The following is a 25,233-nucleotide window of genomic DNA, read 5'->3' on the forward strand; positions in this document are numbered from 1 at the left end:
CTTCCCCGCTCCCCTCCCCCTTCCCCTTCCCCTTCCCCTTCCCCTTCCCCTTCCCCTTCCCCTTCCCCTTCCCCTTCCCCTTCCCCTTCCCCTTCCCCTTCCCCTTCCCCTTCCCCGCGCGAGTCTCGCCGTACGGCAAGCCCCTGGCGGCGTATCGATCGGCTGATTAATCTCGTGGCTCGACCCAGGGGAGGGCAGATGAAGCCGGACGAGTTGACCGCGCGGTTCGCCGAGCTGACCACCGCACATGTCGCCGACGCCTGCGTACGCACGCAGGTCCCGGTGCGCTGCGTCGAGCTGACCGCCGTGGAGCCGATGAAGCTCGCCGGGCGCGTGGTGCCCGCGCAGCACGTCGGCAGCGTCGACGTGTTCCTGGAGGCGTTCGGGCAGGCCGAGCCGGGCGACGTGCTGTGCGTCGACAACGGCGGCCGGCGCAACGAGGCCTGCGTCGGCGACCTCGTCGTCGCCGAGGCCAAGGCCGCCGGACTCGCCGGGCTCGTGGTGTGGGGACTGCACCGCGACACCGCCGACGTCCGCGCGATCGGGCTGCCCGTCTACAGCCTCGGCTCGCTGCCGACCGGCCCGCTCCGGATCGACCCGCTCCCGGACGGCTACTTGTCCACAGCAACCATCGGGGAATGGGCCGTGAGCAACGAAGACGTCGTCCTGGCCGACGAGGACGGAATCATCTTCGTCCCGGCCGACCGCATCGACGAGCTGTTCACGTTGGCCGAGTCGATCCGCGACACCGAGCACCGGCAGGCCACCCTGATCGCGGCCGGGACGACGCTGCGCGAGCAGGTCGGCTTCGACGAGTATCTGGCGGCCCGGGCCGCGGACCCGTCGCTGACCTTCCGCGCGCACTTGCGGGCGAAGCGTGGTGCGATCGAGGAATAAGGTGGGCGGATGCCTGAAAACCTCTCCGCGGCCACCGCGGGTACCTGGAAGCTGGGCGACTCCACCATCAACCGACTCGGGTTCGGCGCGATGCGCACGACCCCGAACCCGGACCGCGCGGTCGCGGTCCGGGTGCTGCGCCGGGCGGTCGAGCTCGGCGTCAACCACATCGACACCGCCGCGTTCTACGCCTCGCCGGGCGGCACGCTCGGCGTCGGCGACGGCCCGGTCCGCTACGCCAACGAGCTGATCCGCGAGGCGCTGTCGCCGTACCCGGAGGACCTGGTGATCACCACCAAGGTCGGCCCGGGATCGACGCCGGAGCGCGGTTTCTACCAGGCCACCACGGCCGCCGAGCTGCGCGAACAGGTCGAGCTGAACCTGCGCCAGCTCGGCACCGACGTACTCGACGTGGTCAACCTGCGGATCATCAAGAAGCCCGGCGCCGACTCGATCGCCGACCGTTTCGGGGCGCTCGCCGACCTGGTCGACGCCGGCCTGATCCGGCACCTCGGCCTGTCCAACATCCGCCTCGACCACCTGGACGAGGCGCTGCCGATCGCGCCGGTTGTCTGCGTGCAGAACTCCTACGCCCTGGACACCCACCGCGAGGACGACACGTTCCTCCCGGTCTGCGGCGAGCGCGGCGTCGCCTACGTGCCGTTCTTCGCGATCGCCGGCGCGTCCCGCGAGGGCTCGGCGACGACCGACCACTCCGACGCCGTACGCCGGATCGCCGCGGCCCACGGCGTCTCCGAGCAGCAGATCCGGCTGGCCTGGACGCTGCACCAGGGCGATCACGTGCTCGCGATCCCGGGGACTGGGAACCCTGTCCACCTGGAGGAGAACATCGCCGCCGGGGCCATCGAGCTGTCGGCGGAGGAGCTCGCCGACTTGAGCTGACCGAGTCGACACCCACCACTGATCAACCACCTGAATCGGCCCCCGCCGAGCAGCTCCTGAGCGTGAACCGCCGCGAGGACCCGAGGTTGATCAGTGGTGGGTGTCGGCCATCATAGTGAGACAAACTTGTCTCATTCGAGACAGTGATGTCTACTGGAGGCATGCTCACCCGTGCCCAGGTCCTCGACGCCGCCCTCCGGCGGCTGAACTCCGACCCGACCACCTCGATGGCCGACCTCGCGGCCGCGATCGGGATCGGCCGCGCGACGCTGAACCGGCACTTCGCGTCCCGCGACGCGCTGCTGCGCGAAATCGGCGAACGCGCCCTCGACCACTGGGACCGCAGCCAGCAGGAGACCGGGATGGTCGCCGCCGGCGAGTCCGGCGACCCGGCCCGGATCCGCGCCTGCCTGAGCGACCTGATCACCTGGTTCGTCGACAACGCCGACCAGTTCGCGTACGCGCTGGCCAACAACCGGATGGAAGCGATGCCGGAGCTGGTCGAGCGGACCGACCGGCTGATCGACCAGGAGGTCGCGTTCTACGCGGCGGCCCAGCAGGCCGGCGTACTGCGCTCCGATCTGCCGGCGCGCTGGATCGAGCACACCGTGTACGGCCTGATGATCGCGGCCCGCGAGGCGCTGCGCCGCGGCGACGTCGCCCGGCGCGACCTCGACGCGCTCGTCCTATCCACTCTGCTCGACGGCACGACAGGAGATTCCCGATGACCGCCCCCGGTACGACGTACGCGCCTGTGGTCCCCAGCGCCCGGCGGCGTTGGGGCGGGCTGGCGGTGCTGTCCGCGAGCCTGCTGGTCGTCGTGATGGACATGACGATCCTCAACCTCGCGCTGCCCGCGATGACCGAGGACCTGCGCTCGACGTCGGTCGAGCAGCTGTGGATCATCGACGTCTACTCGCTCGTCCTGGCCGGCCTGCTGGTCACCGCCAGCGCGCTCGGCGACCGGATCGGCCGGCGGCGGATGCTCGTCACCGGCTTCGTGATCTTCGGCGCGGCCTCGCTCGGCGTGCTGCTCGCCGACAGCTCCGAGGCGGTGATCGCGATCCGCGTCCTGCTCGGCATCGGCGGCGCGATGATCATGCCGTCGACACTGTCGCTGATCCGCTCGCTGTTCCCCGACGCCCGCGAACGGGCGACCGCCCTCGGCATCTGGGGCGCGACCGCCGCCGCCGGTGGCGCGCTCGGCCCGATCGTCGGCGGTGCACTGCTGCAGAACTTCAGCTGGCACTCGGCGTTCCTGTTCAACGTGCCGGTGATGATCGTCGCGGTCGTCGCCGCGCTGATCCTGCTCCCCGAGAGCCGCTCCGACCGCCCCGGCCGGCTCGACCCGGTCGCGACGCTGCTGTCGATCGTCGGCATGGTCGGCCTCGTCTACGCGATCAAGGAGCTCGGCAAGTCGGGCGTCACTGTCTCGATGACCGCTGTGTTTCTGCTGAGCGCTGCACTGTTGGCCGCCTTCGTTCTGCGCTGCCTGCGCGCTTCTGAGCCGATGCTCGAAATCCGCCTCTTCCGCAGCCGAGGCTTCACCGCCGGCGTCCTCACCGCCCTCATCACCAGCTTCGCCATGGTCGCCGCCCTGCTGCTGATCTCCCAGTGGCTCCAGCTGGTCCAGGGCTGGTCCCCGCTGGCGTCGGGTGTCGCCATCCTCCCCATGGCCGCGGGCGGTCTCATCGGCTCCCCCCTCGCCCCGATGGTTGCCCAACGCATCGGCCCCCGCACCGTCCTGGTCGCCGGCCTGGCCATCGGCGCCGCTGGCTTCCTCCTCCTCTTCCTCCTCCCCCAGCCTCTCTCGTACGCCGGAATCGCCGCTTCCCTCACCCTGATCGGCATCGGCACCGCTCCCCTGGCGATCGCCTCCGCCGTCATCATGGCCGGCGCCCCCGTCGCCAAGGCCGGCAGCGCCGCCGCCATCGAAGAATCCAGCTACGAAATCGGCGCCGCCCTGGGCATCGCCATCCTCGGCAGCCTCGCCGCGGCGGTCTACCGCGCCGGGCTTCCCACCGACGCCCCGGCCCAAGCCCGCGAGTCCCTCGCCGGAGCCCTCACCCTCGACAACCCAGCTCTGGCAGCCATCGCCCAAACCGCCTTCACCGACTCCCTGACCTGGTTCGGCCTCGCCGGCGGGGTGCTGCTGCTGGCCGTCGCCGGGTTGGTCCTGTACCTGACCCCACGCTCGCTGGACCTGTCAGCCACGCACCACTAGCCCTGGCGCTGGGCGGATCGGACCCGACACAATCGGCGAATGCTCTGGTAGGCCCGCGCAACCACACGACGTACAGCACCAGCGTCCGCATCGACACCCCCGAGGGCATCGACCTCGCCTGCGAGCTTCTCGCCCTCGCGCTGGAGAAGGTCCGCACTGCCTGACACGCAAAACGGCCCCTCACGCCCACGAGGGGTGAGGGGCCGCCTGCGTTCGACGTACTACGGCATCGTCGCGATGCTCGTCGGGCCCGAGTCGACCGCCGTCGCGCGCGGTGCGGACTTCGCGGCGAGGTGGAGGCGGAGAAGAGTGTCGTAGTCGACGACCTCCAGGGCCGTGGTGGTGGCGGCCTTGGGGAAGTCGGCGGCGGGGTCCTGGGTGCCGACGATCAACGTGGTGCGGGGGTCGGTGATGTCGACGCCGTACTTGGTTTTCGCGAAGGCCTGGTTCTCGGCCGTCGCGAAGTACTTCTCGTACGTCGCCAGCCGCGTCGCGCCAGCGGTGAGGTCGAGGGAGCGGCGGTGCTTCTGGCCGGTTTCGCGGAGCGGGAGGGCCAGGTCGCCGATGACGTGGGTGCCGTCCTCGCGCTCCAGGATGAAGTCGGGGGTGACAGTGCCGTCGGCGGACTCCAGCGACGGCTGGACGATCAGCCGGGTGGCGTCGTACGCCGCCAGCAGGACGTCCTCGTGCTTGGCGAGGAACTCGCTCGTGGTCAGCTTGCCGAGGCCGTGCAGGTAGGTGCTGGCGAACTGGTCCGCCTTCAGGGCCTGTTCGACGCCCTCGCCGCGCGGGACCGCGAAGGTGCCGATCGGGTCGAGGTGCTGGGAGTTGCTGACCAGGCGCTGCAGGAAGTCGCGGTACCGGTCGGCGGGCTCGGAGCGGTGGATCGCGATCGTGAAGAAGTTCCAGCGCAGCCGGACCGCGAGGCCGGACGACTGGGCCAGCAGGACCCGGTCGAGGACTGCGTAGTTGCCGGGCTGGAAGTCGAGCAGCCGGTCGCTCGGGCCGACCATCTCGTTGCCGAGCAGGCTCTGGGTCGCGGGGAATGAGTCCGACAGGGCGTTCTTGCCGCGCTCGCTGGCGATCGTCGCGTCCTTCACGACGCTCTCGTCCGGCAGCGCGACGACGGCGCTCGCGCCGGCCGTCGTACCGAAGTACTCGTCGATCCCGGCGGCCTTCTGCCGGCGGACCTCCAGCGAGCGGTACTCCCGGCTGACGCCGGCCAGCTCGAGGATGTTCCAGTCCGGGGTCTCGGTCAGCACCATCATCCGCGGGTACAGCAGCGGGCCGGCCAGTTCGCGGGAGTGGCTGACGGGCAGGTGCTCGCTGACACTCTTCAGGTGCTCGCCCCAGAACTGAGTGTTCACCTTGACGAACTCGGTGGGTTTCATCGCCCGCTCTTCTCCTCGATCACTCAACGGTCTTCCACAACCAGCAACTCCGGGCCGCCCGCCCGCTATTCCCCGGCAGCGTGCGGGAAGATGCGCGCATGGATGCGCAGAGGGATCGTACGACGAGCGGCCGCACACCGAAGCACGTCTGGGAGGACTGGAAGGCCGCCGACGCCGCGGGCGACGCCGAGACGGCGGGCCGGCTGGCGGCGGAGATGACGGAGTTGCTGCCGGAGTTCTCGGACATGTGGTTCGAGGCGGGCATGTACTCGAAGGCCCGCGGCGACTGGGCCGAGTCCGCGGCGCGGAACCTGCGGGCGGTCGAGTTGTTCACGGCTGAGGACGCGGCGCGGTACGACGGGGTGAACCCGGCGGCGTGGAACTTGGGGATCGCGGCGACGGCGCTGGGTGACTGGGCGACCGCGCGGCGCGCTTGGACGGCGTACGGGATCCAGGGGATGGAGGACGGCGGTGAACCCATCGATCTGGATTTCGGCTACGTGCCGATCCGGGTCAACCCGGACCGCCCGAGCCTTGCCCACCAAGTGACGCCGGCCTTCGGCGACTCCGAGGTCATCTGGTGCTGGCGCCGCAGCCCCGCGCACGCGGTGATCTCCAGCGTCCCGCTCCCCGCCTCCGGCCACCGCTTCCGCGACGTCCTCCTCCACGACGGCGAACCCAAGGGCTCCCGCCGCCTCGGCGAGCACGAGGTCCCCGTCTTCGACCAGCTCGCCCGCCTGGAGGAGTCCGGCCTCCCCACCTGGCAGGCCCAGCTCCTCGGCGCCCGCCCCGGCGACGTCGACGACCTCGCCGACACCTTCACCCCCGCCGGCCTCGGCTTCGACGACTGGTCCAGCATCCGCCTGATGTGCGCCGACTGCTCCCACGGCTCCCCCGGTACGGCGCACGCCCACACCCCCGCCGCCACCGACGCCACAGTCCTCGGCCTGGCCGGCGCCGAATCGGACCTCCGCCCGGCCCTCGACGCCTGGCTGGCCGCGCGACCGCACGTCGTACTGGCCGAACTGACTCTTCTCTGGTGAGGCGTCAGCCCGAGGCGTCGGTCTTCTGACTGAAGGCGCAGCGCCAGTCGCCGTCCACGCGGACGTAGATCTCGGTGATCCACTCGTCCGCTGTGTACGGCGTACCGGCCCACGTACCCGAGCTGGGCTTCCGGGCGGTCAGTACGACGGTGTGTCTCCGACCCGAACCTCGTCCTCGACCGTCATGCCCGCCTCCTCGTCCCGCCCGAGGCTAGGCCACGACGCGAGAATGCGAACAGCCCCCCGATCCATACGGATCGGGGGGGCTGTTGCGGCCCTGTGGCAGGTGCAGGGTTCGAACCTGCGTAGGCATAAGCCGACAGATTTACAGTCTGCTCCCTTTGGCCGCTCGGGCAACCTGCCAGGGTGATGCCGGTTCGTGAACCGGCGTGAGAGACGATACAACAGACAGTGCCCCTGACAGCAAATCGGTTGGACAGCAACTCGGAAGGGAAGTGCCCATGGCTTCGGAGTCCTCCTTCGACATCGTGAACAAGGTCGACCAGCAGGAGGTGGACAACGCCGTGAACCAGGCGGCGAAGGAGATCAGCCAGCGGTTCGACTTCAAGAACGTCGACGCGGGGATCAAGCTGAGCGGTGAGGCCATCGACATGCAGGCCAACACCGAGGAGCGGGTCAACGCCGTCCTCGACGTGCTCAAGGACAAGCTGGTGAAGCGGCAGATCTCGCTCAAGGGACTCGAGGCCGAGGAGCCGAAGCTGTCCGGCAAGATCTACAAGATCGGTGCCACGATCAGCGCGGGGATCACGCAGGAGAACGCGAAGAAGCTGTCGAAGCTGATCCGTGATGAGGGGCCCAAGGGTGTGAAGGCTCAGATCCAGGGCGATGAGCTGCGGGTGTCCAGCAAGAGCCGGGATGATCTGCAGGCGGTGCAGTCGCTGATCAAGGGACAAGATCTGGACTTCGCGGTGCAGTTCGTCAACTACCGCTGACCGGACCGGCCCGGCCAAATTCGCTCGTCGAACCGCCCTTGGCCGGGCATCCTGGGCGCCGTGGAGACGCCGGCGCTGGGTGAGTGGTTGCTCGAGGACTTCGGGCTGGGTGTGGTCGACATCACGCGGGTGCACGGGGGTGCGGATCTCGCGGCGGAGGTGTGGCGGGTCGACGCCGGGGTTCGCTCGTACGCCGTGAAGTGGTCCTGTGGTGGGACCGATGCGGGGGCGCTCGTCGCTGGTGAATTGGCCGCCGCTGGGGTTGCCGGAGTGGCCGCGCCGGTTCGGGCTCGGGGTGGTGGGTTGTGGAGTGTGCGCGGTGGGCGGCGGTTGACCGTGGTGCCGTGGGCTGACGGCGCCTCGGCTGGGGAGGTCGGGCTGACGCTGGAGCAGTGGGCGGCGTACGGCGTACTGCTCGCTGGTGTGCATGCGGTGAAGCCGTCGGCGGAGTTGCGGCGGGTGTTGCCGGGGTTGAATCCGGTGAACGCGAAGATGCCGGGGTTGATTCGAGAGTTGGACGCTCGGCTGACCGGGCGGGCGCCGGTGGATGCGGTCGAGGCGGAGCTCGGGGAGGTCTGGCGGGCGGACCGGGAGCGGATTCTCGGGTTGCTGGAGCCGGTGGACGGGCCGCGGGGTGAGGCGGTGATCTGTCACGCGGATCCGCATCTGGGGAACGTGATCGCCGGGGACGGACTGCGGCTGATCGACTGGGACGACGCGGTGCTGGCGCCTCGGGAGCAGGATCTGTTGTTCGTGCTCGGCGGGATGGGGTCGCTCGGGCCGACGGACGATGCGCAGCTTGCCGCGTTCTTCGGTGGGTACGGCGCTGTCGAGGTCGACGAGGTGAACCTGCGGTACTACCGGCGGGCGCGGGCGCTCGAGGAGGTCGCGCTGTGGGCCGAGCAGGTGATCACCGGACCGGACCGCGAGGACTCGCTCCGGATCTTCCGGGGAGCCCTCGCAGCGGATGGGATGGCCACGGTCGCGCTGCAGTCGTGACCTAGACAGCACTCTTCGCGTACGGCGGGTGCAGCTTCGGCAGGCGGTGGGTGGCGATGACCGTCAGGACCGCGGTGACGGCGACGGCCAGCGCGACGAGGGCGATGACCTGCCAGGTGGCGAGACCCGTCGTCTGGATGATGGGGGCCGGGGTCTCCGTGACGGGAGCCCCGGAGCGTGGGCCCGGCTCCGGCGGGAGCTTGGCGTACGCCGTACCGGTGACGGCGGCGAGGGGAAGCAGCAGGGTGGTGCCGGCGACGGCCAGGCGGGACAGTGGGTTCATCAGGATTCCTTTCGGAGAGCGGCGGCGTGGTTGCCGGCCGTGTCTTCACCGTGGCCCCCGCAGCGACCAGGAGGCCATACGACGTTCGACGTATGGGCGGGCACCGGAATGAGGCCTAGCCTGAGGAGCAGGAGGAGGGGATCGCGATGGTGGAACAGCTCACCGTCACCGAGCGGGACCTTCGCCGGATCTTCGACGTGATCGACCTGGGGCGGCGGGAGGGGCCGGGGACGGAGTTTCCGCGGCAGGTGCTGAGCGCGCTGCGGGAGTTGGTGCCGGCCGACGACGTCACGTTCCAGGTGAGTCGGCCGATGGATCGCCGGGTGCTCGGACTGGAGGAGGTCACCGACGTCCCGGAGGACCTGCCGGACGGGTGGGAGGACCTGTTCTGGCGTTCGTACTGGGACGACGAGATCTGCAGCCGGCCGCAGCGGACCGGCGACTACGAGAGCGTCTGGAAGGCGTCGGACTATCGCTCGGCGCGCGAGATGAAGCGGTCGCCGGTCGGTGAGTGGTTCCGGGTGATGGGGATCCGCAACGAGATCCTGGTGCCGTTCCCGGCGCGCGGCGCGGAGGACCAGCGGCTGATGCTGTTCCGGACCAGCGGGCGCGACTTCACCGAGCGGGAGCGGCTGCTGCTGCGGATGCTCCGGCCGCATCTGGTCGACGTACGCCGGAAGCTGGAGCGGCGGCGCGCGGGTGTGCCGGACCTGACCGGGCGGCAGTGGCAGCTGCTGCGGCTGGTCGCGGCCGGGCACAGCAACAGCCAGATCGCGCGCCGGCTGGTGGTTGCCGAGGGCACCGTTCGCAAGCACCTGGAGAACATCTACGAGCGGCTGAACGTCACCAGCCGCACCGCTGCGGTCGCTGCAGCATTTCCGTTGGCTGAAAGTGCTTAGGCGTGCCGGACCCAGATGTTGGGTTCGACGTAGGTGCCGTGGCCGTCGGCGATGGTGAGGGTCGTGAGGCCGGCGGGGATCGTGTAGGTGCCGGGTGATGGGAAGACCATGCCGGTCCACTCCTCCCACTCGGCGATCGTGCCGGTGATGGTCTGCGATGCAGGAGCGGGGGCCAGCACCGATGCGCCGAGCCGGATGTGGGTGCGCAGCCAAGGGTCGAGAGGCAGCCCGTCCGCGCGCTTCCAGGTCTGGTACGTCGCGATGTCGGTCAGGGGGTAGCGCGTCTTCAGCGTCGGCCGGAGCGGGGCGATCACCTGGGTCAGGCCCGCGGCGACGGCGTGGTCGCGGACGGCGGTGATCAGCGCGCCGGCGGTGCCCTGGCCTTGCAGGTCGGCGCGGACGGCGGCGGCCATCAGGACGAAGGTGTTCGGTGCGACGCCGGCCTCGTACGACGTGACCGCTTGTGCGAGCGCGTCGGTGTAGCCGCCCGGAAGGTCTCCGACCGAGCCGTCCCAGGCGAGAGCAACACCCCAGCACCCAGCAAGTAGTCGTCGTTCAGCCGACACGTAGTAGAACTCCCACTCCGGGAAGTACTGCCTACGTCGCTCGCTGTACTGCTTCGCCACCGCGTCGTGGAAGATGAACTCCGGCCAGCCCTCGGCGAAGGCCGTCGAGGCCTCCTGCTCGTACTCCGGTGCGTCCGCCTCCAGGATCAGCATGCCCTCGAGGCTAGGGCGCCGAGCTGCCGCTCACCACACCATTTCGGACTGCCCGTGGCGACCCGCCCAGCTCTCGGTGGCAGGCCTTGTTGAACGCCTGGAGGTCCGGGATTCCGACCGATGCGGCGACGGCCGGGATCGACAGGGTGGACGCGACGAGCAGGTGCCGTGCGCGCGTCAGCCGGCGTCGGCGGAGGTAGGCGATCACGGTGAGACCGGTCTCGGCGTGGAAGAGCCGGGTCAGGTGGTTGTGCGACACCCCGGCCTCGCGTGCGAGCTCCGGGACGGTCAGCGGGCGCGCCAGGTTCGCCTCGATGAAGGCGACCGCCAGCGCCACCGCCGGGTGCGTGCCGTGGCCGGCGTCCCTGCTCGCGTCCAGCTGAACGATCCGCCACAGCGCCGTCCACACCTCCGCGACCACCCGCGCGGAACCGCCCGGCGACGCCTCGATCGCCGAGCGCAGCAGGTCCGCCAGTACCGGCGCCGCGGCGCCGGCGTCCTGGACCAGCGGGACGTGCACCGGTTCGCCGCCGGGGCGCGGCCGGAAGTGTACGTACAGGTGCTCGGAGCGGCCGCGGTAGTCGAACTGCACCGGCATGCCGGCCGGGGTCAGGCTGACGAAGCCGGGCGCGACGGCGTACGTCGTACCGTCCCAGGTCACGTCGGCGGAGTAGCTGTACAGGTGCAGCTGCCACAGGTCGGGCAGCTGGTAGACGTCGCGGTGCCGGTGGATGCCGTGCACGCCGGAGCCGAGGTTCACGATCTCCGGCGGCGTCTCCAGGGGCAACTGCAGCATGGTGAGAAATTACCACCAGTGGTGAATCGGACCGACGCGGGAACAGGAGAAAGCTTCCTACGCTGGACGAGTAGGAACCACCACGGACCAGTCGCCCCGAAAGGGAGAGACATGCCTCGACCGCACCCCAAGAACCTGCTCACCTCGGTCCAGATGGCTCATTTCGTCGCCACCGGCGCGTTCCGGATGGACGCCGTCGTCCCGGACGAGATGAACCAGCAGGCCCTCGACGTCCTCAAGGCCGGCGTCCCCGGCGTCCCGTACGGCACGCCGCTGTCGGAGGCGTTCACGGACAGCGAGTTCGTGCAGCGGCTGGTGCAGCTGCCCGAGATCGCCGGCGCGATCCACAGCCTGGTCGGCCCGGAGCCGACCGTCGACCACCACGCGGTGCACATCCGCAACGCCAACGACGGCGAGGCGCAGAACCTGCACGGTGACGCGATCATCGACGTCCGCGAGGACGCCTTCGACGTCCAGCTGATGTACTACCCGCAGGAGGTGACGCTCGAGATGGGCGGCACCCTCAGCGTGCCCGGCAGCCACCTGCGCCGGACCAACGAGTCCGACACCGGCCGCTACCAGAACCTGCTCGGCCAGACCCGGCTGACCTGCCCGGCCGGCACCGTCGTCTTCCTGCACCACGGCATCTGGCACGGCGGCCGCCGCAACGACAGCGACATCGACCGCTACATGTTCAAGATCCGGTTCAACCCGACCGTGCGCCAGGTCCGGCTCTGGGACCTCGAGGACCTGTACGACGAGCAGGTCGCGACCGAGCTCAAGCAGACCTTCCCCTGGTACGAGAACGCGACCGGCCGGCTGGAGATCTACAACCGGGTGAAGCTGTGGCAGCAGCTGACCGGTGACGACACCTTCGACCCCGACTACTGGGTCACCCGGGTCTCGAACCGCCCGCAGCGCGTGATCTCCCAGCGCAGCCTCAACCCGCACGCCGCCAAGAAGGACGCCTGATGACTGAGACCCTCGAAAACACCCAGGCCGGTACGACGGTCCGCCAGCAGGTCCTGGTGCTCTACCTGGCCTCGTCGGCGCTCGACGCGCGCACGGTCGGCTGGTCGACGTACGACGGGACCGGCGCGACCTCGCCGACGACCGGTGACAGCGACGTCCCGCCGTACGCGACCGGGCTGGACGCGCTGAAGGACGGCTGGCGGCTGTTCCAGGCCGCGCAGCTGCTGCCGCCGCAGCACGGTCACGAGTACGACGTGTCGTTCCTCAAGCACGAGTTCTTCTTCGAGAAGCTCGTCACGGTCTGAGCTGGTGCAGCACCAGTGAGCTGACCCGCAGCGGGCCGTCGGTGACGAGCGCGATCTCGTCGCCGGCGGCCTGGCTGTCGAGGTCGACGTTCAGGCACCGGTAGTCGAGGCCGGAGAAGACGGCGAGCTGACCCCGGTCGACGAGGAGCCGCAGGGTTTCATCGGGGGCGACCGGTACGTCGAAACAGCCGCGGACCCGCAGCACGCACGCGCGGGACGCGCCCGCGATCTCCAGCTCGGCCGTGCGGCCTTCGCCGAGGACGTGACTGCCGGCCGCGAAGGTTGCCTCCGGCCACGATCGGGTGTCGTGGCGCAGGGTCCTGATCTCGTCGACCGGCCGGCTCAGGACCCGCGGGCCGTCCGGGGTGCTGACGAGCTCCTGCTCGACCGGGAAGCTGGCGTTACCGGTCCAGGTCGCGCCGTGGTTGCCGCCCTGCCAGGCCATGGTGACGGTCCGGTCGACGTTGTCGAAGGACTGCGCCGCGTAGTAGTCGCTGCCCGCGGCACCGGGATTGGTGGTGATGGTCTGCGGCGATGTCCAGGTGGTCGTGAAGGTCCGGCCGTCGAAGGCGCCGACGACGTACGAGCCGCGCGCGTCGCGCAGCACCCAGGCGGTCTCGCCGTCGAGGTCCATCGGGGTGAAGTCGGGGCACTCGAAGAACCAGCCGGCGGCGTACCGGCTCGTCCGCTCCCACTGCCGCAGGTCCGGGGAGACGAAGAAGTCGACGCCGTTGCCGTCGGCATCGGACCAGACGACCATCGCCCACTGGCCCGTGGGCTCGTGCCGGACCACCTTCGGGTCGCGGCTCTCGCGTCCGCTCGGCTGCGCGATCACGCGACCGCCGTCGTACGGCGTGAAGGTGAACCCGCCGTCGAGGCTGTAGAACATCCGGACGCCCTGGGTGCCGGAGAAGACCACGATCGGATCGTGGTCACCGGACTTCAGGCCCGAGGTGTTGTGCAGGTCGACCACTCCCCCGCCCGACCACAGGTCGCCGGGGTGGATCGCCGGGTCGAGCGCGATCGACTGCTCGGTCCAGCGGACCAGGTCGGGGCTGGTCGCGTGCCCCCAGTGCATGGTGTCCCAGACCAGGCTGCCGGGCGCGTGCTGGAAGTAGAAGTGGTACGTGCCGCGGTAGTGGACCAGCCCGTTCGGGTCGTTCATCCAGCCGGACCGCGGGCTGAAGTGGATCAGCCCACGGTTCGGCTCGGCGGCGGTCATCAGACCGGCAGCACGCAGACCGGCTTCGGCCAGGACAGCGGCGTCCCCGTTGCGGTGAGGGCGCCGCTGGACTGGTCGATCTCGAACGTCGCGACGACGCTCGAGCGCTCGTTCGCGGCGTACAGCCGGGTGTGGTCGTTGCTGAAGGCAAGGTGTCGCGGCCAGTCGCCGCCGGAGCCGATGGTCTGGATCAGCTCGACACCGAGACCGTCGGCGTCGGTCGCGAAGACGGCGATCGTGTTGTCGCCGCGGTTCGAGCCGTACAGGTACCGGCCGTCCGGGGTGATCAGCAGCTCGGCCGGGTAGTTCTCGCCCGAGGCGCCGTCCGGCCGGGTCGAGACGGTCTGCGTGACGGCCAGCTTGCCGTCGGCGTAGCTGCAGACGGTCAGCGTCGAGTCCAGCTCGTTGATCACGTACGCCGCCCCGCCGGCCGGGTGGAAGACCAGGTGCCGCGGCCCCGCGCCCGGGTGGACCTGGAGCCGGCTGACCTCGTCGAGCCGGCCGTCGGTGGTCAGTGTCGAGACGTAGACGGTGTCCGAGCCGAGGTCGACGTCGAACGCGTACGCGCCCGCCGGGTCGAAGGCGACCTGGTGGGCGTGCGGGCCCTCCTGGCGGTCGGCGTTCGGGCCGGTGCCCTCGCGCTGCAGGATCTGCGTCGCCGTACCAAGGGAGCCGTCGGCGGCGATCGGGTGGATCGCGACGTTGCCGGAGCTGTAGTTCGCGCTGAGCAGGTAGTTGCCGGAGGGGTCGACCACGAGGTGGCACGGGTGCGCGCCCTCGGTCGGCTGGTCGTTCAGGAACTCCAGCGCGCCGTCCTCACCGACGGCGAACGCGCTCACCCGGCCGGCGTCCAGCTCGTTGGTCGCGTACAGGAACCGGCCGTCGGCCGACCGGGTCAGGAACGACGGGTCCGCCGTCTCGACCGCGACCACCAGCTCCGCGGCGGTGCCGAAGCCGATCCCGGTCCCGCCGCCGTCCTGGCTGGTGTAGCTGCCCACATAGATCCGCTCCGAAGTCATGCCCCTACCCTGCCAGGTCAGGGACTTGTGAGGGCAAATATTCTCGATGTGTGGATGTCGCCGCGTTCCTGCAGCGGATCGGGCTCGACCGTACGCCGTCCGGCCCGAGCGTCGAGGGACTGTTCGCGCTCCAGCGCGCGTACGCCGACGCGGTGCCGTACGAGACGGTCCAGTACCAGTTCGGCGGGGGTGCGCCGCTCGATCCGTCAGCGGTCGCCGCGCGGATGATCGCGGGTGAGAGCGGCGGGTACTGCTTTCAGTTGAACGGGGTGTTCGCGCTGCTGCTGGAGTCGCTCGGGTACCGGGTGACGATGCATCGGGGCGGCGTACAGGTCGGGTCGGCGGCTGCTCACGCGGACGGGACGCATCTGGTGCTGACCGTGGACGGGTTGCCGGAGGATCCGGCGCAGGTCTGGCTAGTGGATCCCGGGCTCGACGACGGGTTCTTCGAGCCGGTGCCGCTGGCCGCGCGATCGACGTGGCAGGCGCCGTACGAGCTGACGTTGCGGCGGTCGGACGTGGTGGACGGGTGGCGGCTCGACCATGATCCGCGGAGCAGTCTGGTCGGGATGGACTTCGAGGACGCGCCGGCTCGGCTGGAGGATTTCGCCGCTCAGCATGCGCGGTTGTCGACGTCTTCGGAGTCGCCGTTCGTGAGGGTGTGCCTGGCGTTCCGGCGGCGGCCGGAGAGCCTGGTTTCGCTGCGGTCGCGCGCACTGACCGAGGTGTTCGCGGATCGCGTCGAGCGCGTCGTCCTCGACGGGCCGGGTGAGTACTTCGAGGTGCTCGCTGACGTGTTCCGGCTGCCGTTGCCGCAGCTCGGAGCGCGGGAGCGTGACCAGCTGTGGCGGCGGGTCGAGGGACAGTACGAGCGCTACCTCGGTCGTACGCTCGTCGTATGACTGGCTCGGCGTTCCTGCGGCGGATCGGGTTGGCGGAGGCTCCGGCGGGGCCGAGCGTCGAGGGGTTGTTCGCGCTGCAGCGCGCGTTCGTGACGTCGGTGCCGTACGAGTCGATCCAGTACCAGCTGGGGCGCGGCGGGCCGCTGGATCAGCGGGCGGTCGTCGAGCGGATGGTGACGCGGGAGGCGGGCGGGTACTGCTTCCAGATGAACGGCGCGCTCGCTTGGCTGCTGGAGTCGTTGGGGTACGCCGTGACGATGCATCGCGGCGGGGTGCAGACGCGGACGGCGGCGGAGGCGCGGGTGGACAGCACGCATCTGGTGCTGACTGTCGATGGGCTGCCGGACGATCCTTCGCGCGTCTGGCTGGTGGATGCCGGGCTTGGCGACGGGTTCCTGGAGCCGATGGCGCTGGACGTGGGCTCTGCGCGGCAAACGCCGTACACGTTCTCGCTCGGGGCGTCGTCGGTGACGGACGGGTGGCGGCTGGAGCACGACGCGCGGAGTGCGATCGCGGGGATGGACTTCGAGGCGGCGCCGGCGGTGATCTCGGATTTCGCTGAGCGGCACGCCTACCTGTCGACCGCTGCGGAGTCGCCGTTCGTGCGGGTCGCGTCGGCGTTCCTGCGGCGGCCGGAGAGCGTGCTCGCACTGCGGTCGATCGAGCTGGTCGAGACGTCCGCCGATCGCGCCGAGGCGACGACGATGGAGACACCGGGCGAGTACTACGAGCTGCTGGCCGACGTGTTCCAGCTGCCGCTCGAGCACCTCGATCGGGGTGACCGGGATCAGCTGTGGCGCCGGGTGGTCGGGCAGTACGAGTCGTACCAGGCGCGCCTCGCCGCGGCCGCCGAGGCTTAGAGCTGCTTGCCGTACAGCGCGGCGTTCGGGGTGAGCTCGGGGAGCAGGAGCTGCCAGCCCTTGCGGCGGTAGAGGCGTGGGGCCGGGCGGTCGTCGACGTACGTGCTGAGGAGAGCCTTGTTGTGCGGGAGGCCGGCGAGGAGCGCGTCGTGCAGCTCAGCGCCGAGGCCCTGGCGCTGCGCTGACGTGGCGACGGCCAGCTCGACGATCTCGAAGTGTCCGCCGACCCACGCGTCGGCGATCTCCGGCGCGACCTCGGCGATCCGGTCCGACCACCACTGGCCGCGATCGCCGGTGAACCCGTACGCGAACCCGGTGACCGCCCCGGCCGAGCGAGCCAGCACGAGCTTGAATCCGGGGCGGGTGGCGTGCAGCGGGAGTTGCTCGGTGGCGAACTGGTCAGCTTTCTCGGGCGTCTCGTCGTACCCGGGAGCGCCGAAGGCGGAGAAGTAGACGTCCCGCAACTCGTCGGCGACCGCGAGCGCTTCGGAGGGGCCGAGGGTTTCGGTCATCTCCCGAGGCTAGCGGTCTCCGCCGCGCGGGGCGGAGCCACGCCGAGGCCGGGCGAGGCTCAACTCGCGAGGTTGCTGGGCAGCAGCTCGGCTGCGAGCGCCTCGGCGTTCGGGTGCTGACCAGGACGACGTCGTAGCCGGTCAGGTCGGCACCCTCGGGGGTGAGGGTGAGGCGCAGCGCCGGGCGGTTGCGGCGGGCGCTGACGAAGTGGCGGACGCCGGTGCCGAGGCCCCAGCGGCCGACCTTGAGGACGCCGGTGACGACGATGCCGGAGCGGCCGCCGGGAGTCGCGGTCCAGCGGGTCGGCTGCTCGACGACGCCGACCGTGGCGATCGCGTCGAGCGGGATCGCCAGCCGCGGGCGGCCGGCGGCGAAGAACCGCTCCCACCAGCTCAGGTCCACCGTCACCGTCGCGCCGTTCGCACGTACTGTCGCCATGTCGGGTCCTCCGCTCCTAGACTGTTTCCATTACTGGGAATATTACCAAGATTGGAATCGAAACACCAGATGACCTCGCTCGTCGACCTGTTGCACCACCCGCTGCGCTGGCGGATCGTGCAGTTGCTGATCGGCCGCCCGCTGACCACCCGCGCGCTGGCCGAGCTGCTCCCGGACGTCGCGACGACCACGCTGTACCGCCAGGTCGGAGTGCTGGTGAAGGCCGGCGTGCTGGTCGTCTCCGACGAGCAGCAGGTCCGCGGCGCGGTCGAACGCACCTACACGCTGAACGCCGCGGCGGGCGACGCCGACAACGACGGCGTCGACCACGACCGGCTGCGGACGATGTTCACCGTCTTCGTCGCGGGGATCGGCGGGCACCTCGACCAGTACCTCGCGCAGGAGGAGATCGACCCGCTGGCCGACGGCATCAGCTTCCGGCAGACCGCGCTGAACCTGTCGGACGAGGAGTTCGCGGAGTTCGTCACGGCGTACGGCGAACTGCTCAGCCGGTACGCCGGGAAGCCGGACACGGACAAGCGGAGGCGGCGGGTGCTCTCGACGATCCTGGTGCCCGATTAGTGTTCGGCAGATGATTACCGATCAGCAGCGGCGGGACCGGGGATTGCGGACGGTTGCCGAGGTGCTCGCGCTGGCCGAGGGCGGGACGGTGGTGCTCGATCCGTACTCGGTGCTGATCGGGACGCGAGTGGTGCTGGGGGCGGAGAACGTTCTGTATCCCGGGGTGGTGATCGAGTGTGCCGAGGGTGGGACGTGTGAGCTGGGTGACCGGAACACGCTGCTGCCGGGGACGTTCGTGAGTGTGCAGGCGGGTGGATCCGTTGTCGTGGGCAACGACACGAGGATCGGGGAGGGCGGTGCCCGGTTGCTGGCAGGTGATGGAGAGTTGACCATCAATGACCGGGTCCGGATCAGCAGCGGCGCGCTCGTCGTCGCACCCGCCGAGATCGGCGACGGCTGTCAGGTCCTCGGCCAGATCACCGCGCAGGACGTCGTACTGGCCGGTGGCGAGGACTTCACCCATCCCGATCCCGACCACCGCGGCGCGGTGTTGAAGGGCTTCGGCAAAGCGCGCGGGCTGCAGCTCGGCGTCGGCGAGGTCGTGAACGGCGCCGGGGACTTCGACGACGCGCCGATCGAGCGGCAGCGGCGCTACCACCCGAACGCGCCGCGGGTCAGTTGAGCAGGGCGAACAGCGTCGCCGGGAGGACCGAGAACAACACCGCGACCGCGGTGCACGCGGTGATGACCGTGACCGCGGAGTTCTCGATGTTCACCGAGAACGGGGTCTCGGTCGGGGTGCGGAACAGCTCGGCGATCCAGCGCAGGTAGACCGCGAGGCCGGCCATCACGTTGACGGCCATCACGATCGCGAGCCAGAGCAGGTTGGCGTCGATGACCGACTGGAAGGCCGCGAGCTTGGTGAACAGGCCCGCGAGGCCCGGGGGCAGGCCGGCGAGGACGACCAGGAAGAAGACGAGCGCGGCGGCGAGGCCGGGCTCCGAGCGCAGCATGCCTTGGTAGTCGGACAGGAGTCCGCCCGGGCGATGGCGCTGGACGACGGCGACGGCACCGAACGCGCCGAGTGTCACGACGACGTACGCCGCCAGGTACGCGACAACGGCCTGCGCATCGCCGACAGCCAGCGGAGCGAGCAGGAAGCCGACCTGGCCGATCGACGACCAGGCGAGCAGCCGGACGGCGTACCGCTGGCGCAGCGCGGCGACGTTGCCGACGGTCATCGTGACCGCGGCGAGGATGGCCAGCGCGATCCGCAGGTCGACGCCGCTCGGCGCGATCCCGTAGATCACCAGCACCAGCAGCCCGGCGACACCGGCCGACTTCGACACGACGGCGAGGAACGCCGCGACCTCGACAGGCGCACCGACGTACGTGTCAGGCAGCCAGCCGTGGAACGGCACCGCGGCGATCTTGAACGCGAAACCGACCACCAGGAACAGCACCGCCGCGAAAGCGACCCGCTGCAGCGTCGGGTCGAGCGCGGACATCCGCGTCGCGAGCGTCTGCAGGTAGAGCGTGCCGGTCACGCCGTACAGGTACGAGATGCCGAACAGCATCACCGCGGTCGACAGCACCGAGACGAAGAACGCCTTCAGCGCGCCCTCTGAACCACGCCGATCGCGCCGCAACGCAACGAGAGCGAAGCTCGGCAGCGACACGACCTCGAGCGCGATCACCATCGTCGCGAGATCCCGCGCCCCGGCCAGCACGGTCGCGCCGGTCAGCGCGCTGAGCAGCAGGAAGTGGTACTCCCCGACCGGGATCTCGCTGTCCAGCAACCGGTACGCCGACAGCCACACGACCCCGAGCCCGCCGATCAGCAGCACCGCCCACAACCCGGCGGTCAACGGCTCGAACACCAGGCTGCACTCGGCCGGTCCTTCGACCGCCGCCCGGCAGAACCCGGGCCGGAACTCGTTCTGCTGCGTCACCACGAAGCCGAGCCCGAACAGGATCGCCCCGCTGCTCACCAGCGAGAGGCTCAGGTGCCGCCAGCGCGCGGAGCCGGCGCCCCAGAAGCTGTCGACCATCAGCGCGCCGACCGCGCCGATCGCGAGCACCAGCGGGACGATGACCGCCTGCCAGTCGGTCCAGGTCATCGTCATAGGAACGTCCAGTGGTCGAGCAGGAGCCAGGGACACAGGCCCAGGACGACGGTCAGCACGACCAGCGGCGCCCAGGTGACGAGCTCGATCCGGCTCAGGTCCACGGCGAACGCGGTCGCCGGGTGCTCGGCCGGGTCGCCCTGGCAGAGGTTGCGGATCAGGCGCAGGAAGTACGCCGCGGTCAGCACGGTCCCGAGCCCGGCGATCACCATCAGCACCAGGTACGTCGTCCGCGGCAACCCGTCGGCCGGACGGTACGCGCCCATCAGCGCGAGCATCTCGCCCCAGAACCCGGCCAGCCCGGGCAGCCCGAGCGAAGCCAGGCAGGCGAAGGTGAGCAGCCCGCTGATCCGCGGCAGCCGGGCGTACAGGGCCCGGCCGATCGCACGCAGGTCGCTGGTGTCGTGCCGGTCCTTGATCGCGCCGGCCAGGAAGAACAGCAGGCCGGTGATCACGCCGTGCGCGATGTTCGCGAACAGCGCGCCGGCCACGCCCTCGGGCGACATGGTCGCGATGCCGAGGCCGATGAAGCCCATGTGGCCGACGCTGGAGTAGGCGATCAGGCGCTTCACGTCGGTCTGCGCGAGACAGGCCAGCGAGCCGGCGACGATCGCCATCGTGGAGAAGCCGGCCAGGTACGGCGCGATGGTGGCGGTCGCGTCGGGCAGGACGGGCAGCAGGATCCGGACCAGGCCGTAGCTGCCGAGCTTCAGCAGTACGCCGGCCAGCAGCACCGAGCCGACCGTCGGAGCCTTCGCATGCGCGTCGGGGAGCCAGATGTGCAGCGGCCAGAGCGGCATCTTCACCGCCAGGCCGAGCGCGATCAGGATCGCCGCGGCGAGCGCCGTACCGTGGGACTCGGTGACCGGGATCTGACCGAGCAGCTCGAGGTCGAAGGTCCCGGAGGTGCGGTAGAGCAGCAGGAAGCCGACCAGCATCACGGCCGAGCCGAGCACGGTCATCAGCACGAACGTGGTCGCCGCGCGGCGGCGCCCGGCCGGGTCGTGGTGGTCGCCCCAGATGTCGATCACGAGCCACATCGGGATCAGCACGACCTCGAAGAACAGGAAGAACAGGATCAGGTCGGCGGCCGCGAAGGTGCCGATCACGCCGGTCTCGATGACGAGCAGCAGGGCGATCAGGGAGCGGGTTCGGCCGATGCGTGGGGTGATGCGGAGGGAGTAGAGGCAGCAGAGGAAGACCAGGAGGGCGGTCAGCATGATGAGTGGCAGCGAGATGCTGTCGACCGCGAGATGGAAGCGGACTTCGAGCGCGGGGATCCAGGTCAGATCGGTTTCGGCCCAGCCGTAGAGCCGTCCGGGCAGATCACCTCGGTCGTCGCCGAGGGATGCTTCGAGTGTGAACGGACCACGAGGCGAGTTCAAATACCCGATCCACAGCACGACCGAGCCGACCAGCACCAGGCCGGAGATCACCGACCCGTACAGCGCCGCGATCCGATCGGCCGCCGTCGCCGGCAGGGCCCACAACGCCAGCGCGGCCAGCGCCGGCAACGCGAGGATGCTCAGCAGCACACCGTTCACGCGCTGATCACCCCCGCCAGAATCGCCAGCGCGATCACACCCGCGACCGCGAGCGTCAGATACGTCTGCACGTTGCCGGTCTGCAGCATCCGGAACCCCTGCGACGCGAGCGTCCCCGCCCGGCCGAACCCGCGCACGTACCCACCGACCACGTCCCGGTCACCGAGCACCGCGAGCTTCGCGAACCACTTCACCGGCCCGACCACAGCCTTCCCGTACGCCGCGTCGACCCCGAACTCCTTCTCCAGCACCACCGGCCGCGGATCCGCTCCGCGCTGCCACAGCGAGTACGCCGGGAGCGCGCCGAAAACGGCCAGCGCGGTGGTCAGCCCGGCCACCGGCCAGCTCACGTGCACGCCGTCGGCGTACCCGAGCCCGATCGCGCCGAGCGCGAGCAGCACCAGCGGCCCGAGCATCAGCCACGACCCGTCGCGCAGCTTCGAGGTGTCCGGGTCCTCGGCGTCGGCCATCGCGTCGTCGTCCTCGAACGCGCCGAGCGCACCGGCCAGCGCGGGCGTCCGGAAGAACACCCACAGCCAGAGCCGGACGCAGTAGAACGCTGTCATCGCCGCGGTCAGGCAGACCGACACCAGCACGACCCAGCCGAGCGTCGACCCGTCCTTCGCGTGGTGCCAGGCCGCCTCGACCACGGAGTCCTTCGAGAAGAACCCGGCGAACCCCGGTACGCCGGCCAGCGCCGCGAGCCCGATCGTCATCGTCACGAACGTCACCGGCATCGCCTTGCGCAGCGCGCCGCGGCGCGTGTACCTCCGCAGGACGACGAACGCCGCGCTGCCGACCTGGTGCAGCAGCACCCCGGCGCAGAGGAACAGCAACCCCTTGAACGCGGCGTGCGTGACCAGGTGGAACAGCGCGGCGTGCCGGCCGTCCGTCGTACCGAGGGAGAGCCCGGCGAACATGATCGCGAGCTGGCTGACCGTCGACCAGGCCAGCACCCGCTTCACCTCGACCGCGGCCATCGCGCAGAGCGCGGCGAACAGCATCGTCACGCAGGCGACCACCGCGAGGATCGTCAGCGTCGTCTCGGCCGCCACGAACACGTCGTACAGGCGGGCGATCAGGAAGACACCGGCGGCGACCATCGTCGCCGCGTGGATCAGGGCGCTGACCGGGCTCGGACCGGGCATCGCGTCCGGGAGCCAGGTCTGCAGCGGAACCTGCGCCGACTTGCCGACGACACCGACCAGCAGCAGCGTGGTGCCGGTGGTCAGCGCGGCCGGGGAGATCGGGCTGTCGCCGAGCTCGGAGATCCGGAAGGTGCCGTAGCCGAGACCGAGCACGAAGATGCCGAACAGGAACCCGACGTCACCGAGCCGGGTGACCAGGAACGCCTTCATCGCGCCGGAGCGGGCGTCGCGGCGCTCCCAGTAGTGGCTGATCAGCAGGTACGAGCAGGCGCCCATCACCTCCCAGCCGATCAACAGCAGGAACAGGCTGTCGGAGACCACCACGGTGACCATCGCTGCCGTGAACAGCGTGACCAGTGCCGTGTACGACGCGACGCGCTCGTGCAGGTAGCTGATCGAGTAGACCTGGACGCAGGTGGAGACCACGCCGACGACCGCGAGCAGCAGCACGGTCAGGTCGTCAGTGCGGACGTCGAAGGTCCAGAACGCGGCGCCGACGCCGGTGCCGGGGAAGTTGGTGACCTCCGGGTCGACGCCGTACAGCAGCAGCGCGGCGAGGATCACCAGCAGCGAGAAGCCGACGCCGACCACGCGCCAGGTGGTCGCGATCACCGGTCGAGCTCCTTCGCCGCTCCGGCCCCGACCTCGGCTCCGGGCTCGGGCTCGACCAGGTCACGCGCCGCGTCGGCGTCCACGTGCCCGTGGCCGCGGAACAGCAGCAGCACGATCGCCAGGCCGAGACCGATCTCGGCGGCGGCGATGGTGATCACGAAGATCGCCAGCGTCTGGCCGGTGGCCAGGCCGTCGAGCCGCCAGGCGTCGAAGGCGACCAGGTTCAGGTTGACGGCGTTCAGCATCAGCTCGAACGACATCAGCACGGTGATCGCGTTGCGGCGCGCGAGCACGCCGTACACGCCGAGGCAGAACAGGGCGACCGCGAGCAGCAGCGGGAGAACGAGCGGCATCAGTCCTCCTTCTTGCCCGGCCGCTGCGACAGGACGATCGCGCCGATCAGCGCGGCCAGCAGGAGGACGGAGAGCACTTCGAACGGGAGGACCCAGGTGCGGAACACCGCGGTCCCGATCGCCTCGGCCGAGCCGTCCGGCACGGTCCCGATCTTTTCGTTGCCGAAGGCAATCACAACACCGGCGCCCAGGACCAGCGCCAGTACGCCGGCCACGACCGCCGCGAACGGACTGCGGCGGGTGGTCAGCGCCGGCAGCGGATTGGTCGGCGCCTTGGTCAGCATCAGCGCGAACAGCACCAGGACGACGATCGCGCCGACGTACACCAGGATCTGGACCAGCGCGACCAGCTCGGCGTGCAGCGCGCCGAAGCAGCCGGCGACGGCGCCGAGCGCGACCACCAGCCAGAGCGCCGCGTGCACGATCCGGCGCGAGGTGACGACCAGGATGCTCGCGACCAGCGCCACCGCTCCCGCGACGGCGAAGAGCGCTGTGGTCACTCGTCGCTCCCGGCCGGTTCGGTGACCGTCGGGCCCGGGTCGATCGGCTGCGGCGCGGGGACCGTCCACATCCAGTCCCGGAGCCGGTCCTTCTCGTGGGTCAGGTTGCGCAGCTCGGTCTCGGCGTACTCGAACTCGGGCGACCAGAACAGCGCGTCGAACGGGCAGGCCTCGATGCAGATCCCGCAGTACATGCAGAGGCTGAAGTCGATCGCGAACCGGTCCAGCACGTTCCGGCTGCGCTCACGGGCCTGCTCACCGACCGACGGCGCGGTCTCGGTGTGGGAGTCGATGTAGATGCACCAGCTCGGGCACTCGCGCGCGCAGAGCATGCAGGAGGTGCAATTCTCCTCCATCAACGCGATCACGCCCCGGCTGCGCGGCGGCAGCTCGGGCTGGACGTCCGGGTACTGCTCGGTGACGGAACGGCGGGCCAGCGTCTTCGCGGTGACCTTCAGCCCGTCGATCAGCCCCTTGCCGGGTAGTGCCACGCCTCCTCCGTCCGTAGTCCCTGACCGCTGACACTAACCGGTCCCGCCCGGTTACGCCGCGAGCAGGCGTCAGAGTTCGCGTTCGAGCCGTGCGGCTACCTCCCGGTACCGGCTCACCGGCACCAGGTGGACCCCTTCGAAGGCGCCGCTGTCCCGGATCTTCAGCACCTGCTCGCAGGCGGCGGCGACCCCGGCGTCGCGGTCCTGGTCGACCGCCTCGATCAGCGCGTCCGGGATCGCCAGCTGCGGCAGCCCGGCGAGATTCTGGGCCATCTTGGCGCTGGCGAGCACCATCACCCCGGCGTACACGGGGATGGTCAGGTCGACACTCTCGCGCCAGCGCAGCAGCGCGTCGACGTCGAAGCTGACCTGGAGGTAGAGGAAGTCCGCCTCCTTCTTCCACCCCGGCACCTTCCCGAGCCGCGCGGTCGCCCCGACCTGAAACGGCCCGAGCCCCGGAAAGCTGGTCGCGCGGGCCTCCTCGATCATCGTCCGCACGGTGAGCTGACTGGTCCGCCCACCCTCGCTCGGCTCGTCCCCGTGCACGAACAGGAACTGCTCCACGCCGTACGCCGCGGCCGTCAGCAGATCACGACGAA

At 70.2% G+C, this 25,233-nt stretch carries 27 protein-coding genes, 1 tRNA gene and 1 pseudogene; 14 read left to right on the top strand and 15 right to left on the bottom strand.

The genetic code is table 11. The annotated features are described in order from the left end of the window. Nucleotides 1-198 precede the first annotated feature (198 nt). The 4 genes from ACZ6Z4_RS16790 (at nucleotide 199) to ACZ6Z4_RS16805 (ending at nucleotide 4,024) form a co-directional block, all read left to right on the top strand. Nucleotides 199-897: an RraA family protein gene (locus tag ACZ6Z4_RS16790; RefSeq protein ID WP_465564190.1), complete on the top strand. Its 699-nt coding sequence runs from the start codon at nucleotides 199-201 to the stop codon at nucleotides 895-897. A gap of 9 nt (nucleotides 898-906) precedes the next feature. After that, nucleotides 907-1,800, top strand: coding sequence for an aldo/keto reductase (locus ACZ6Z4_RS16795; RefSeq protein ID WP_363672448.1), 894 nt, complete (start codon nucleotides 907-909; stop codon nucleotides 1,798-1,800). 161 nt (nucleotides 1,801-1,961) lie between these two features. Further along, nucleotides 1,962-2,528 carry a TetR/AcrR family transcriptional regulator gene (locus ACZ6Z4_RS16800; protein ID WP_465564193.1) on the top strand — a complete coding sequence of 189 codons (567 nt, stop codon included), beginning with the start codon at nucleotides 1,962-1,964 and terminating at the stop codon, nucleotides 2,526-2,528. Continuing rightward, nucleotides 2,525-4,024 (top strand): MFS transporter, encoded by a 1,500-nt coding sequence (locus ACZ6Z4_RS16805; RefSeq protein ID WP_465564196.1) that lies wholly within the window; start codon nucleotides 2,525-2,527, stop codon nucleotides 4,022-4,024. The genes ACZ6Z4_RS16800 and ACZ6Z4_RS16805 overlap by 4 nt, the downstream gene beginning before the upstream one ends. A 221-nt stretch (nucleotides 4,025-4,245) precedes the next feature. Here ACZ6Z4_RS16805 and ACZ6Z4_RS16810 read toward each other — a convergent pair whose 3' ends face one another. Next, nucleotides 4,246-5,415 (bottom strand): hypothetical protein, encoded by a 1,170-nt coding sequence (locus ACZ6Z4_RS16810; protein WP_465564199.1) that lies wholly within the window; start codon nucleotides 5,413-5,415, stop codon nucleotides 4,246-4,248. A 98-nt stretch (nucleotides 5,416-5,513) separates the two neighbouring features. On the opposite strand from ACZ6Z4_RS16810, the gene ACZ6Z4_RS16815 reads away from it, so the two are divergent. Then, on the top strand, nucleotides 5,514-6,458 hold the full coding sequence (locus ACZ6Z4_RS16815) for a tetratricopeptide repeat protein (RefSeq protein WP_465564202.1): 945 nt from the start codon (nucleotides 5,514-5,516) through the stop codon (nucleotides 6,456-6,458). Nucleotides 6,459-6,738: 280 nt separating this feature from the next. Here ACZ6Z4_RS16815 and ACZ6Z4_RS16820 read toward each other — a convergent pair. Next, a tRNA-Tyr gene (locus ACZ6Z4_RS16820) sits at nucleotides 6,739-6,821 on the bottom strand. A gap of 98 nt (nucleotides 6,822-6,919) precedes the next feature. On the opposite strand from ACZ6Z4_RS16820, the gene ACZ6Z4_RS16825 reads away from it, so the two are divergent. Both ACZ6Z4_RS16825 and ACZ6Z4_RS16830 read left to right on the top strand, forming a co-directional pair. Continuing rightward, a complete protein-coding gene (locus ACZ6Z4_RS16825) occupies nucleotides 6,920-7,411 on the top strand; it encodes a YajQ family cyclic di-GMP-binding protein (RefSeq protein ID WP_363672404.1) in 492 nt (163 codons plus the stop codon). A 60-nt stretch (nucleotides 7,412-7,471) separates the two neighbouring features. Beyond that, nucleotides 7,472-8,410 carry a phosphotransferase enzyme family protein gene (locus ACZ6Z4_RS16830; protein WP_465564207.1) on the top strand — a complete coding sequence of 313 codons (939 nt, stop codon included), beginning with the start codon at nucleotides 7,472-7,474 and terminating at the stop codon, nucleotides 8,408-8,410. Nucleotide 8,411: 1 nt separating this feature from the next. On the opposite strand, the gene ACZ6Z4_RS16835 is transcribed toward ACZ6Z4_RS16830, so the two are convergent. Further along, nucleotides 8,412-8,693 carry a hypothetical protein gene (locus tag ACZ6Z4_RS16835; RefSeq protein WP_363672400.1) on the bottom strand — a complete coding sequence of 94 codons (282 nt, stop codon included), beginning with the start codon at nucleotides 8,691-8,693 and terminating at the stop codon, nucleotides 8,412-8,414. Nucleotides 8,694-8,839: 146 nt separating this feature from the next. Between ACZ6Z4_RS16835 and ACZ6Z4_RS16840 the strand changes: the two genes are divergently transcribed. Then, nucleotides 8,840-9,592 (top strand): helix-turn-helix transcriptional regulator, encoded by a 753-nt coding sequence (locus ACZ6Z4_RS16840; RefSeq protein WP_465564210.1) that lies wholly within the window; start codon nucleotides 8,840-8,842, stop codon nucleotides 9,590-9,592. On the opposite strand, the gene ACZ6Z4_RS16845 is transcribed toward ACZ6Z4_RS16840, so the two are convergent. After that, nucleotides 9,589-10,311, bottom strand: a complete 723-nt coding sequence (locus ACZ6Z4_RS16845; RefSeq protein ID WP_465564215.1) for a hypothetical protein — start codon at nucleotides 10,309-10,311, stop codon at nucleotides 9,589-9,591. The genes ACZ6Z4_RS16840 and ACZ6Z4_RS16845 overlap by 4 nt on opposite strands. A gap of 10 nt (nucleotides 10,312-10,321) precedes the next feature. Next, entirely contained in the window at nucleotides 10,322-11,107 is a 786-nt protein-coding gene (locus ACZ6Z4_RS16850) for a helix-turn-helix domain-containing protein (protein ID WP_465564218.1), read from the bottom strand. Between the two features lie 111 nt (nucleotides 11,108-11,218). Between ACZ6Z4_RS16850 and ACZ6Z4_RS16855 the strand changes: the two genes are divergently transcribed. Together ACZ6Z4_RS16855 and ACZ6Z4_RS16860 are read left to right on the top strand one after the other, a co-directional pair. After that, nucleotides 11,219-12,079, top strand: coding sequence for a phytanoyl-CoA dioxygenase family protein (locus ACZ6Z4_RS16855; protein WP_465564221.1), 861 nt, complete (start codon nucleotides 11,219-11,221; stop codon nucleotides 12,077-12,079). After that, nucleotides 12,079-12,384, top strand: coding sequence for a hypothetical protein (locus tag ACZ6Z4_RS16860; protein ID WP_465564224.1), 306 nt, complete (start codon nucleotides 12,079-12,081; stop codon nucleotides 12,382-12,384). The genes ACZ6Z4_RS16855 and ACZ6Z4_RS16860 overlap by 1 nt, the downstream gene beginning before the upstream one ends. On the opposite strand, the gene ACZ6Z4_RS16865 is transcribed toward ACZ6Z4_RS16860, so the two are convergent. Together ACZ6Z4_RS16865 and ACZ6Z4_RS16870 are read right to left on the bottom strand one after the other, a co-directional pair. After that, nucleotides 12,374-13,606, bottom strand: a complete 1,233-nt coding sequence (locus ACZ6Z4_RS16865; protein WP_465564227.1) for a glycoside hydrolase family 32 protein — start codon at nucleotides 13,604-13,606, stop codon at nucleotides 12,374-12,376. The two genes, ACZ6Z4_RS16860 and ACZ6Z4_RS16865, sit on opposite strands and share 11 nt — an antisense overlap. Next, the gene (locus ACZ6Z4_RS16870) at nucleotides 13,606-14,625 is read right to left on the bottom strand and encodes a lactonase family protein (RefSeq protein ID WP_465564229.1); all 1,020 of its coding nucleotides are present in this window, start codon (nucleotides 14,623-14,625) and stop codon (nucleotides 13,606-13,608) included. Before ACZ6Z4_RS16870 ends, ACZ6Z4_RS16865 begins: the two co-directional genes overlap by 1 nt. 50 nt (nucleotides 14,626-14,675) lie before the next feature. Between ACZ6Z4_RS16870 and ACZ6Z4_RS16875 the strand changes: the two genes are divergently transcribed. Together ACZ6Z4_RS16875 and ACZ6Z4_RS16880 are read left to right on the top strand one after the other, a co-directional pair. Next, complete coding sequence (locus ACZ6Z4_RS16875) at nucleotides 14,676-15,527, top strand: arylamine N-acetyltransferase family protein (protein WP_465564234.1); 852 nt, start codon at nucleotides 14,676-14,678, stop codon at nucleotides 15,525-15,527. Next, the gene (locus tag ACZ6Z4_RS16880; RefSeq protein WP_465564237.1) at nucleotides 15,524-16,387 is read left to right on the top strand and encodes an arylamine N-acetyltransferase family protein; all 864 of its coding nucleotides are present in this window, start codon (nucleotides 15,524-15,526) and stop codon (nucleotides 16,385-16,387) included. The genes ACZ6Z4_RS16875 and ACZ6Z4_RS16880 overlap by 4 nt, the downstream gene beginning before the upstream one ends. Here ACZ6Z4_RS16880 and ACZ6Z4_RS16885 read toward each other — a convergent pair. Next, the gene (locus ACZ6Z4_RS16885) at nucleotides 16,384-16,899 is read right to left on the bottom strand and encodes a GNAT family N-acetyltransferase (protein ID WP_465564240.1); all 516 of its coding nucleotides are present in this window, start codon (nucleotides 16,897-16,899) and stop codon (nucleotides 16,384-16,386) included. The two genes, ACZ6Z4_RS16880 and ACZ6Z4_RS16885, sit on opposite strands and share 4 nt — an antisense overlap. 508 nt (nucleotides 16,900-17,407) lie before the next feature. On the opposite strand from ACZ6Z4_RS16885, the gene ACZ6Z4_RS16890 reads away from it, so the two are divergent. Then, a complete protein-coding gene (locus tag ACZ6Z4_RS16890; protein ID WP_465564243.1) occupies nucleotides 17,408-17,920 on the top strand; it encodes a helix-turn-helix domain-containing protein in 513 nt (170 codons plus the stop codon). Between the two features lie 10 nt (nucleotides 17,921-17,930). Further along, nucleotides 17,931-18,542 carry a hypothetical protein gene (locus ACZ6Z4_RS16895; protein WP_465564247.1) on the top strand — a complete coding sequence of 204 codons (612 nt, stop codon included), beginning with the start codon at nucleotides 17,931-17,933 and terminating at the stop codon, nucleotides 18,540-18,542. On the opposite strand, the gene ACZ6Z4_RS16900 is transcribed toward ACZ6Z4_RS16895, so the two are convergent. From ACZ6Z4_RS16900 to ACZ6Z4_RS16930, 7 genes and pseudogenes are all read right to left on the bottom strand, one after another. Next, on the bottom strand, nucleotides 18,535-19,986 hold the full coding sequence (locus ACZ6Z4_RS16900; protein WP_465564250.1) for an NADH-quinone oxidoreductase subunit N: 1,452 nt from the start codon (nucleotides 19,984-19,986) through the stop codon (nucleotides 18,535-18,537). The genes ACZ6Z4_RS16895 and ACZ6Z4_RS16900 overlap by 8 nt on opposite strands. Then, nucleotides 19,983-21,530, bottom strand: a complete 1,548-nt coding sequence (locus ACZ6Z4_RS16905) for a complex I subunit 4 family protein (RefSeq protein WP_465564253.1) — start codon at nucleotides 21,528-21,530, stop codon at nucleotides 19,983-19,985. The genes ACZ6Z4_RS16900 and ACZ6Z4_RS16905 overlap by 4 nt, the downstream gene beginning before the upstream one ends. Further along, the gene (locus ACZ6Z4_RS16910) at nucleotides 21,527-23,290 is read right to left on the bottom strand and encodes an NADH-quinone oxidoreductase subunit 5 family protein (protein WP_465564256.1); all 1,764 of its coding nucleotides are present in this window, start codon (nucleotides 23,288-23,290) and stop codon (nucleotides 21,527-21,529) included. Before ACZ6Z4_RS16910 ends, ACZ6Z4_RS16905 begins: the two co-directional genes overlap by 4 nt. Then, a complete protein-coding gene (gene nuoK / locus ACZ6Z4_RS16915; RefSeq protein ID WP_465564259.1) occupies nucleotides 23,287-23,643 on the bottom strand; it encodes an NADH-quinone oxidoreductase subunit NuoK in 357 nt (118 codons plus the stop codon). The genes ACZ6Z4_RS16910 and nuoK overlap by 4 nt, the downstream gene beginning before the upstream one ends. Then, a complete protein-coding gene (locus ACZ6Z4_RS16920) occupies nucleotides 23,643-24,143 on the bottom strand; it encodes an NADH-quinone oxidoreductase subunit J family protein (RefSeq protein ID WP_465564262.1) in 501 nt (166 codons plus the stop codon). Before ACZ6Z4_RS16920 ends, nuoK begins: the two co-directional genes overlap by 1 nt. Before the next feature lie 140 nt (nucleotides 24,144-24,283). Continuing rightward, nucleotides 24,284-24,499 (bottom strand): annotated as a pseudogene (locus tag ACZ6Z4_RS16925) (4Fe-4S binding protein); the annotation flags it as partial. A 204-nt stretch (nucleotides 24,500-24,703) separates the two neighbouring features. After that, nucleotides 24,704-25,198 carry a methylenetetrahydrofolate reductase gene (locus ACZ6Z4_RS16930; RefSeq protein ID WP_465564265.1) on the bottom strand — a complete coding sequence of 165 codons (495 nt, stop codon included), beginning with the start codon at nucleotides 25,196-25,198 and terminating at the stop codon, nucleotides 24,704-24,706. Nucleotides 25,199-25,233 lie beyond the last annotated feature (35 nt).

Source organism: Kribbella sp. NPDC104740 (genome assembly GCF_055583505.1).

Coding starts and splice junctions, on each gene's coding strand:
- ACZ6Z4_RS16790 (WP_465564190.1), top strand. CDS start 199: ATGAAGCCGGACGAGTTGACCGCGCGGTTCGCCGAGCTGACCACCGCA.
- ACZ6Z4_RS16795 (WP_363672448.1), top strand. CDS start 907: ATGCCTGAAAACCTCTCCGCGGCCACCGCGGGTACCTGGAAGCTGGGC.
- ACZ6Z4_RS16800 (WP_465564193.1), top strand. CDS start 1,962: ATGCTCACCCGTGCCCAGGTCCTCGACGCCGCCCTCCGGCGGCTGAAC.
- ACZ6Z4_RS16805 (WP_465564196.1), top strand. CDS start 2,525: ATGACCGCCCCCGGTACGACGTACGCGCCTGTGGTCCCCAGCGCCCGG.
- ACZ6Z4_RS16810 (WP_465564199.1), bottom strand. CDS start 5,415: ATGAAACCCACCGAGTTCGTCAAGGTGAACACTCAGTTCTGGGGCGAG.
- ACZ6Z4_RS16815 (WP_465564202.1), top strand. CDS start 5,514: ATGGATGCGCAGAGGGATCGTACGACGAGCGGCCGCACACCGAAGCAC.
- ACZ6Z4_RS16825 (WP_363672404.1), top strand. CDS start 6,920: ATGGCTTCGGAGTCCTCCTTCGACATCGTGAACAAGGTCGACCAGCAG.
- ACZ6Z4_RS16835 (WP_363672400.1), bottom strand. CDS start 8,693: ATGAACCCACTGTCCCGCCTGGCCGTCGCCGGCACCACCCTGCTGCTT.
- ACZ6Z4_RS16840 (WP_465564210.1), top strand. CDS start 8,840: ATGGTGGAACAGCTCACCGTCACCGAGCGGGACCTTCGCCGGATCTTC.
- ACZ6Z4_RS16845 (WP_465564215.1), bottom strand. CDS start 10,311: ATGCTGATCCTGGAGGCGGACGCACCGGAGTACGAGCAGGAGGCCTCG.
- ACZ6Z4_RS16850 (WP_465564218.1), bottom strand. CDS start 11,107: ATGCTGCAGTTGCCCCTGGAGACGCCGCCGGAGATCGTGAACCTCGGC.
- ACZ6Z4_RS16855 (WP_465564221.1), top strand. CDS start 11,219: ATGCCTCGACCGCACCCCAAGAACCTGCTCACCTCGGTCCAGATGGCT.
- ACZ6Z4_RS16860 (WP_465564224.1), top strand. CDS start 12,079: ATGACTGAGACCCTCGAAAACACCCAGGCCGGTACGACGGTCCGCCAG.
- ACZ6Z4_RS16865 (WP_465564227.1), bottom strand. CDS start 13,606: ATGACCGCCGCCGAGCCGAACCGTGGGCTGATCCACTTCAGCCCGCGG.
- ACZ6Z4_RS16870 (WP_465564229.1), bottom strand. CDS start 14,625: ATGACTTCGGAGCGGATCTATGTGGGCAGCTACACCAGCCAGGACGGC.
- ACZ6Z4_RS16880 (WP_465564237.1), top strand. CDS start 15,524: ATGACTGGCTCGGCGTTCCTGCGGCGGATCGGGTTGGCGGAGGCTCCG.
- ACZ6Z4_RS16885 (WP_465564240.1), bottom strand. CDS start 16,899: ATGACCGAAACCCTCGGCCCCTCCGAAGCGCTCGCGGTCGCCGACGAG.
- ACZ6Z4_RS16890 (WP_465564243.1), top strand. CDS start 17,408: ATGACCTCGCTCGTCGACCTGTTGCACCACCCGCTGCGCTGGCGGATC.
- ACZ6Z4_RS16895 (WP_465564247.1), top strand. CDS start 17,931: ATGATTACCGATCAGCAGCGGCGGGACCGGGGATTGCGGACGGTTGCC.
- ACZ6Z4_RS16900 (WP_465564250.1), bottom strand. CDS start 19,986: ATGACGATGACCTGGACCGACTGGCAGGCGGTCATCGTCCCGCTGGTG.
- nuoK (WP_465564259.1), bottom strand. CDS start 23,643: ATGCCGCTCGTTCTCCCGCTGCTGCTCGCGGTCGCCCTGTTCTGCCTC.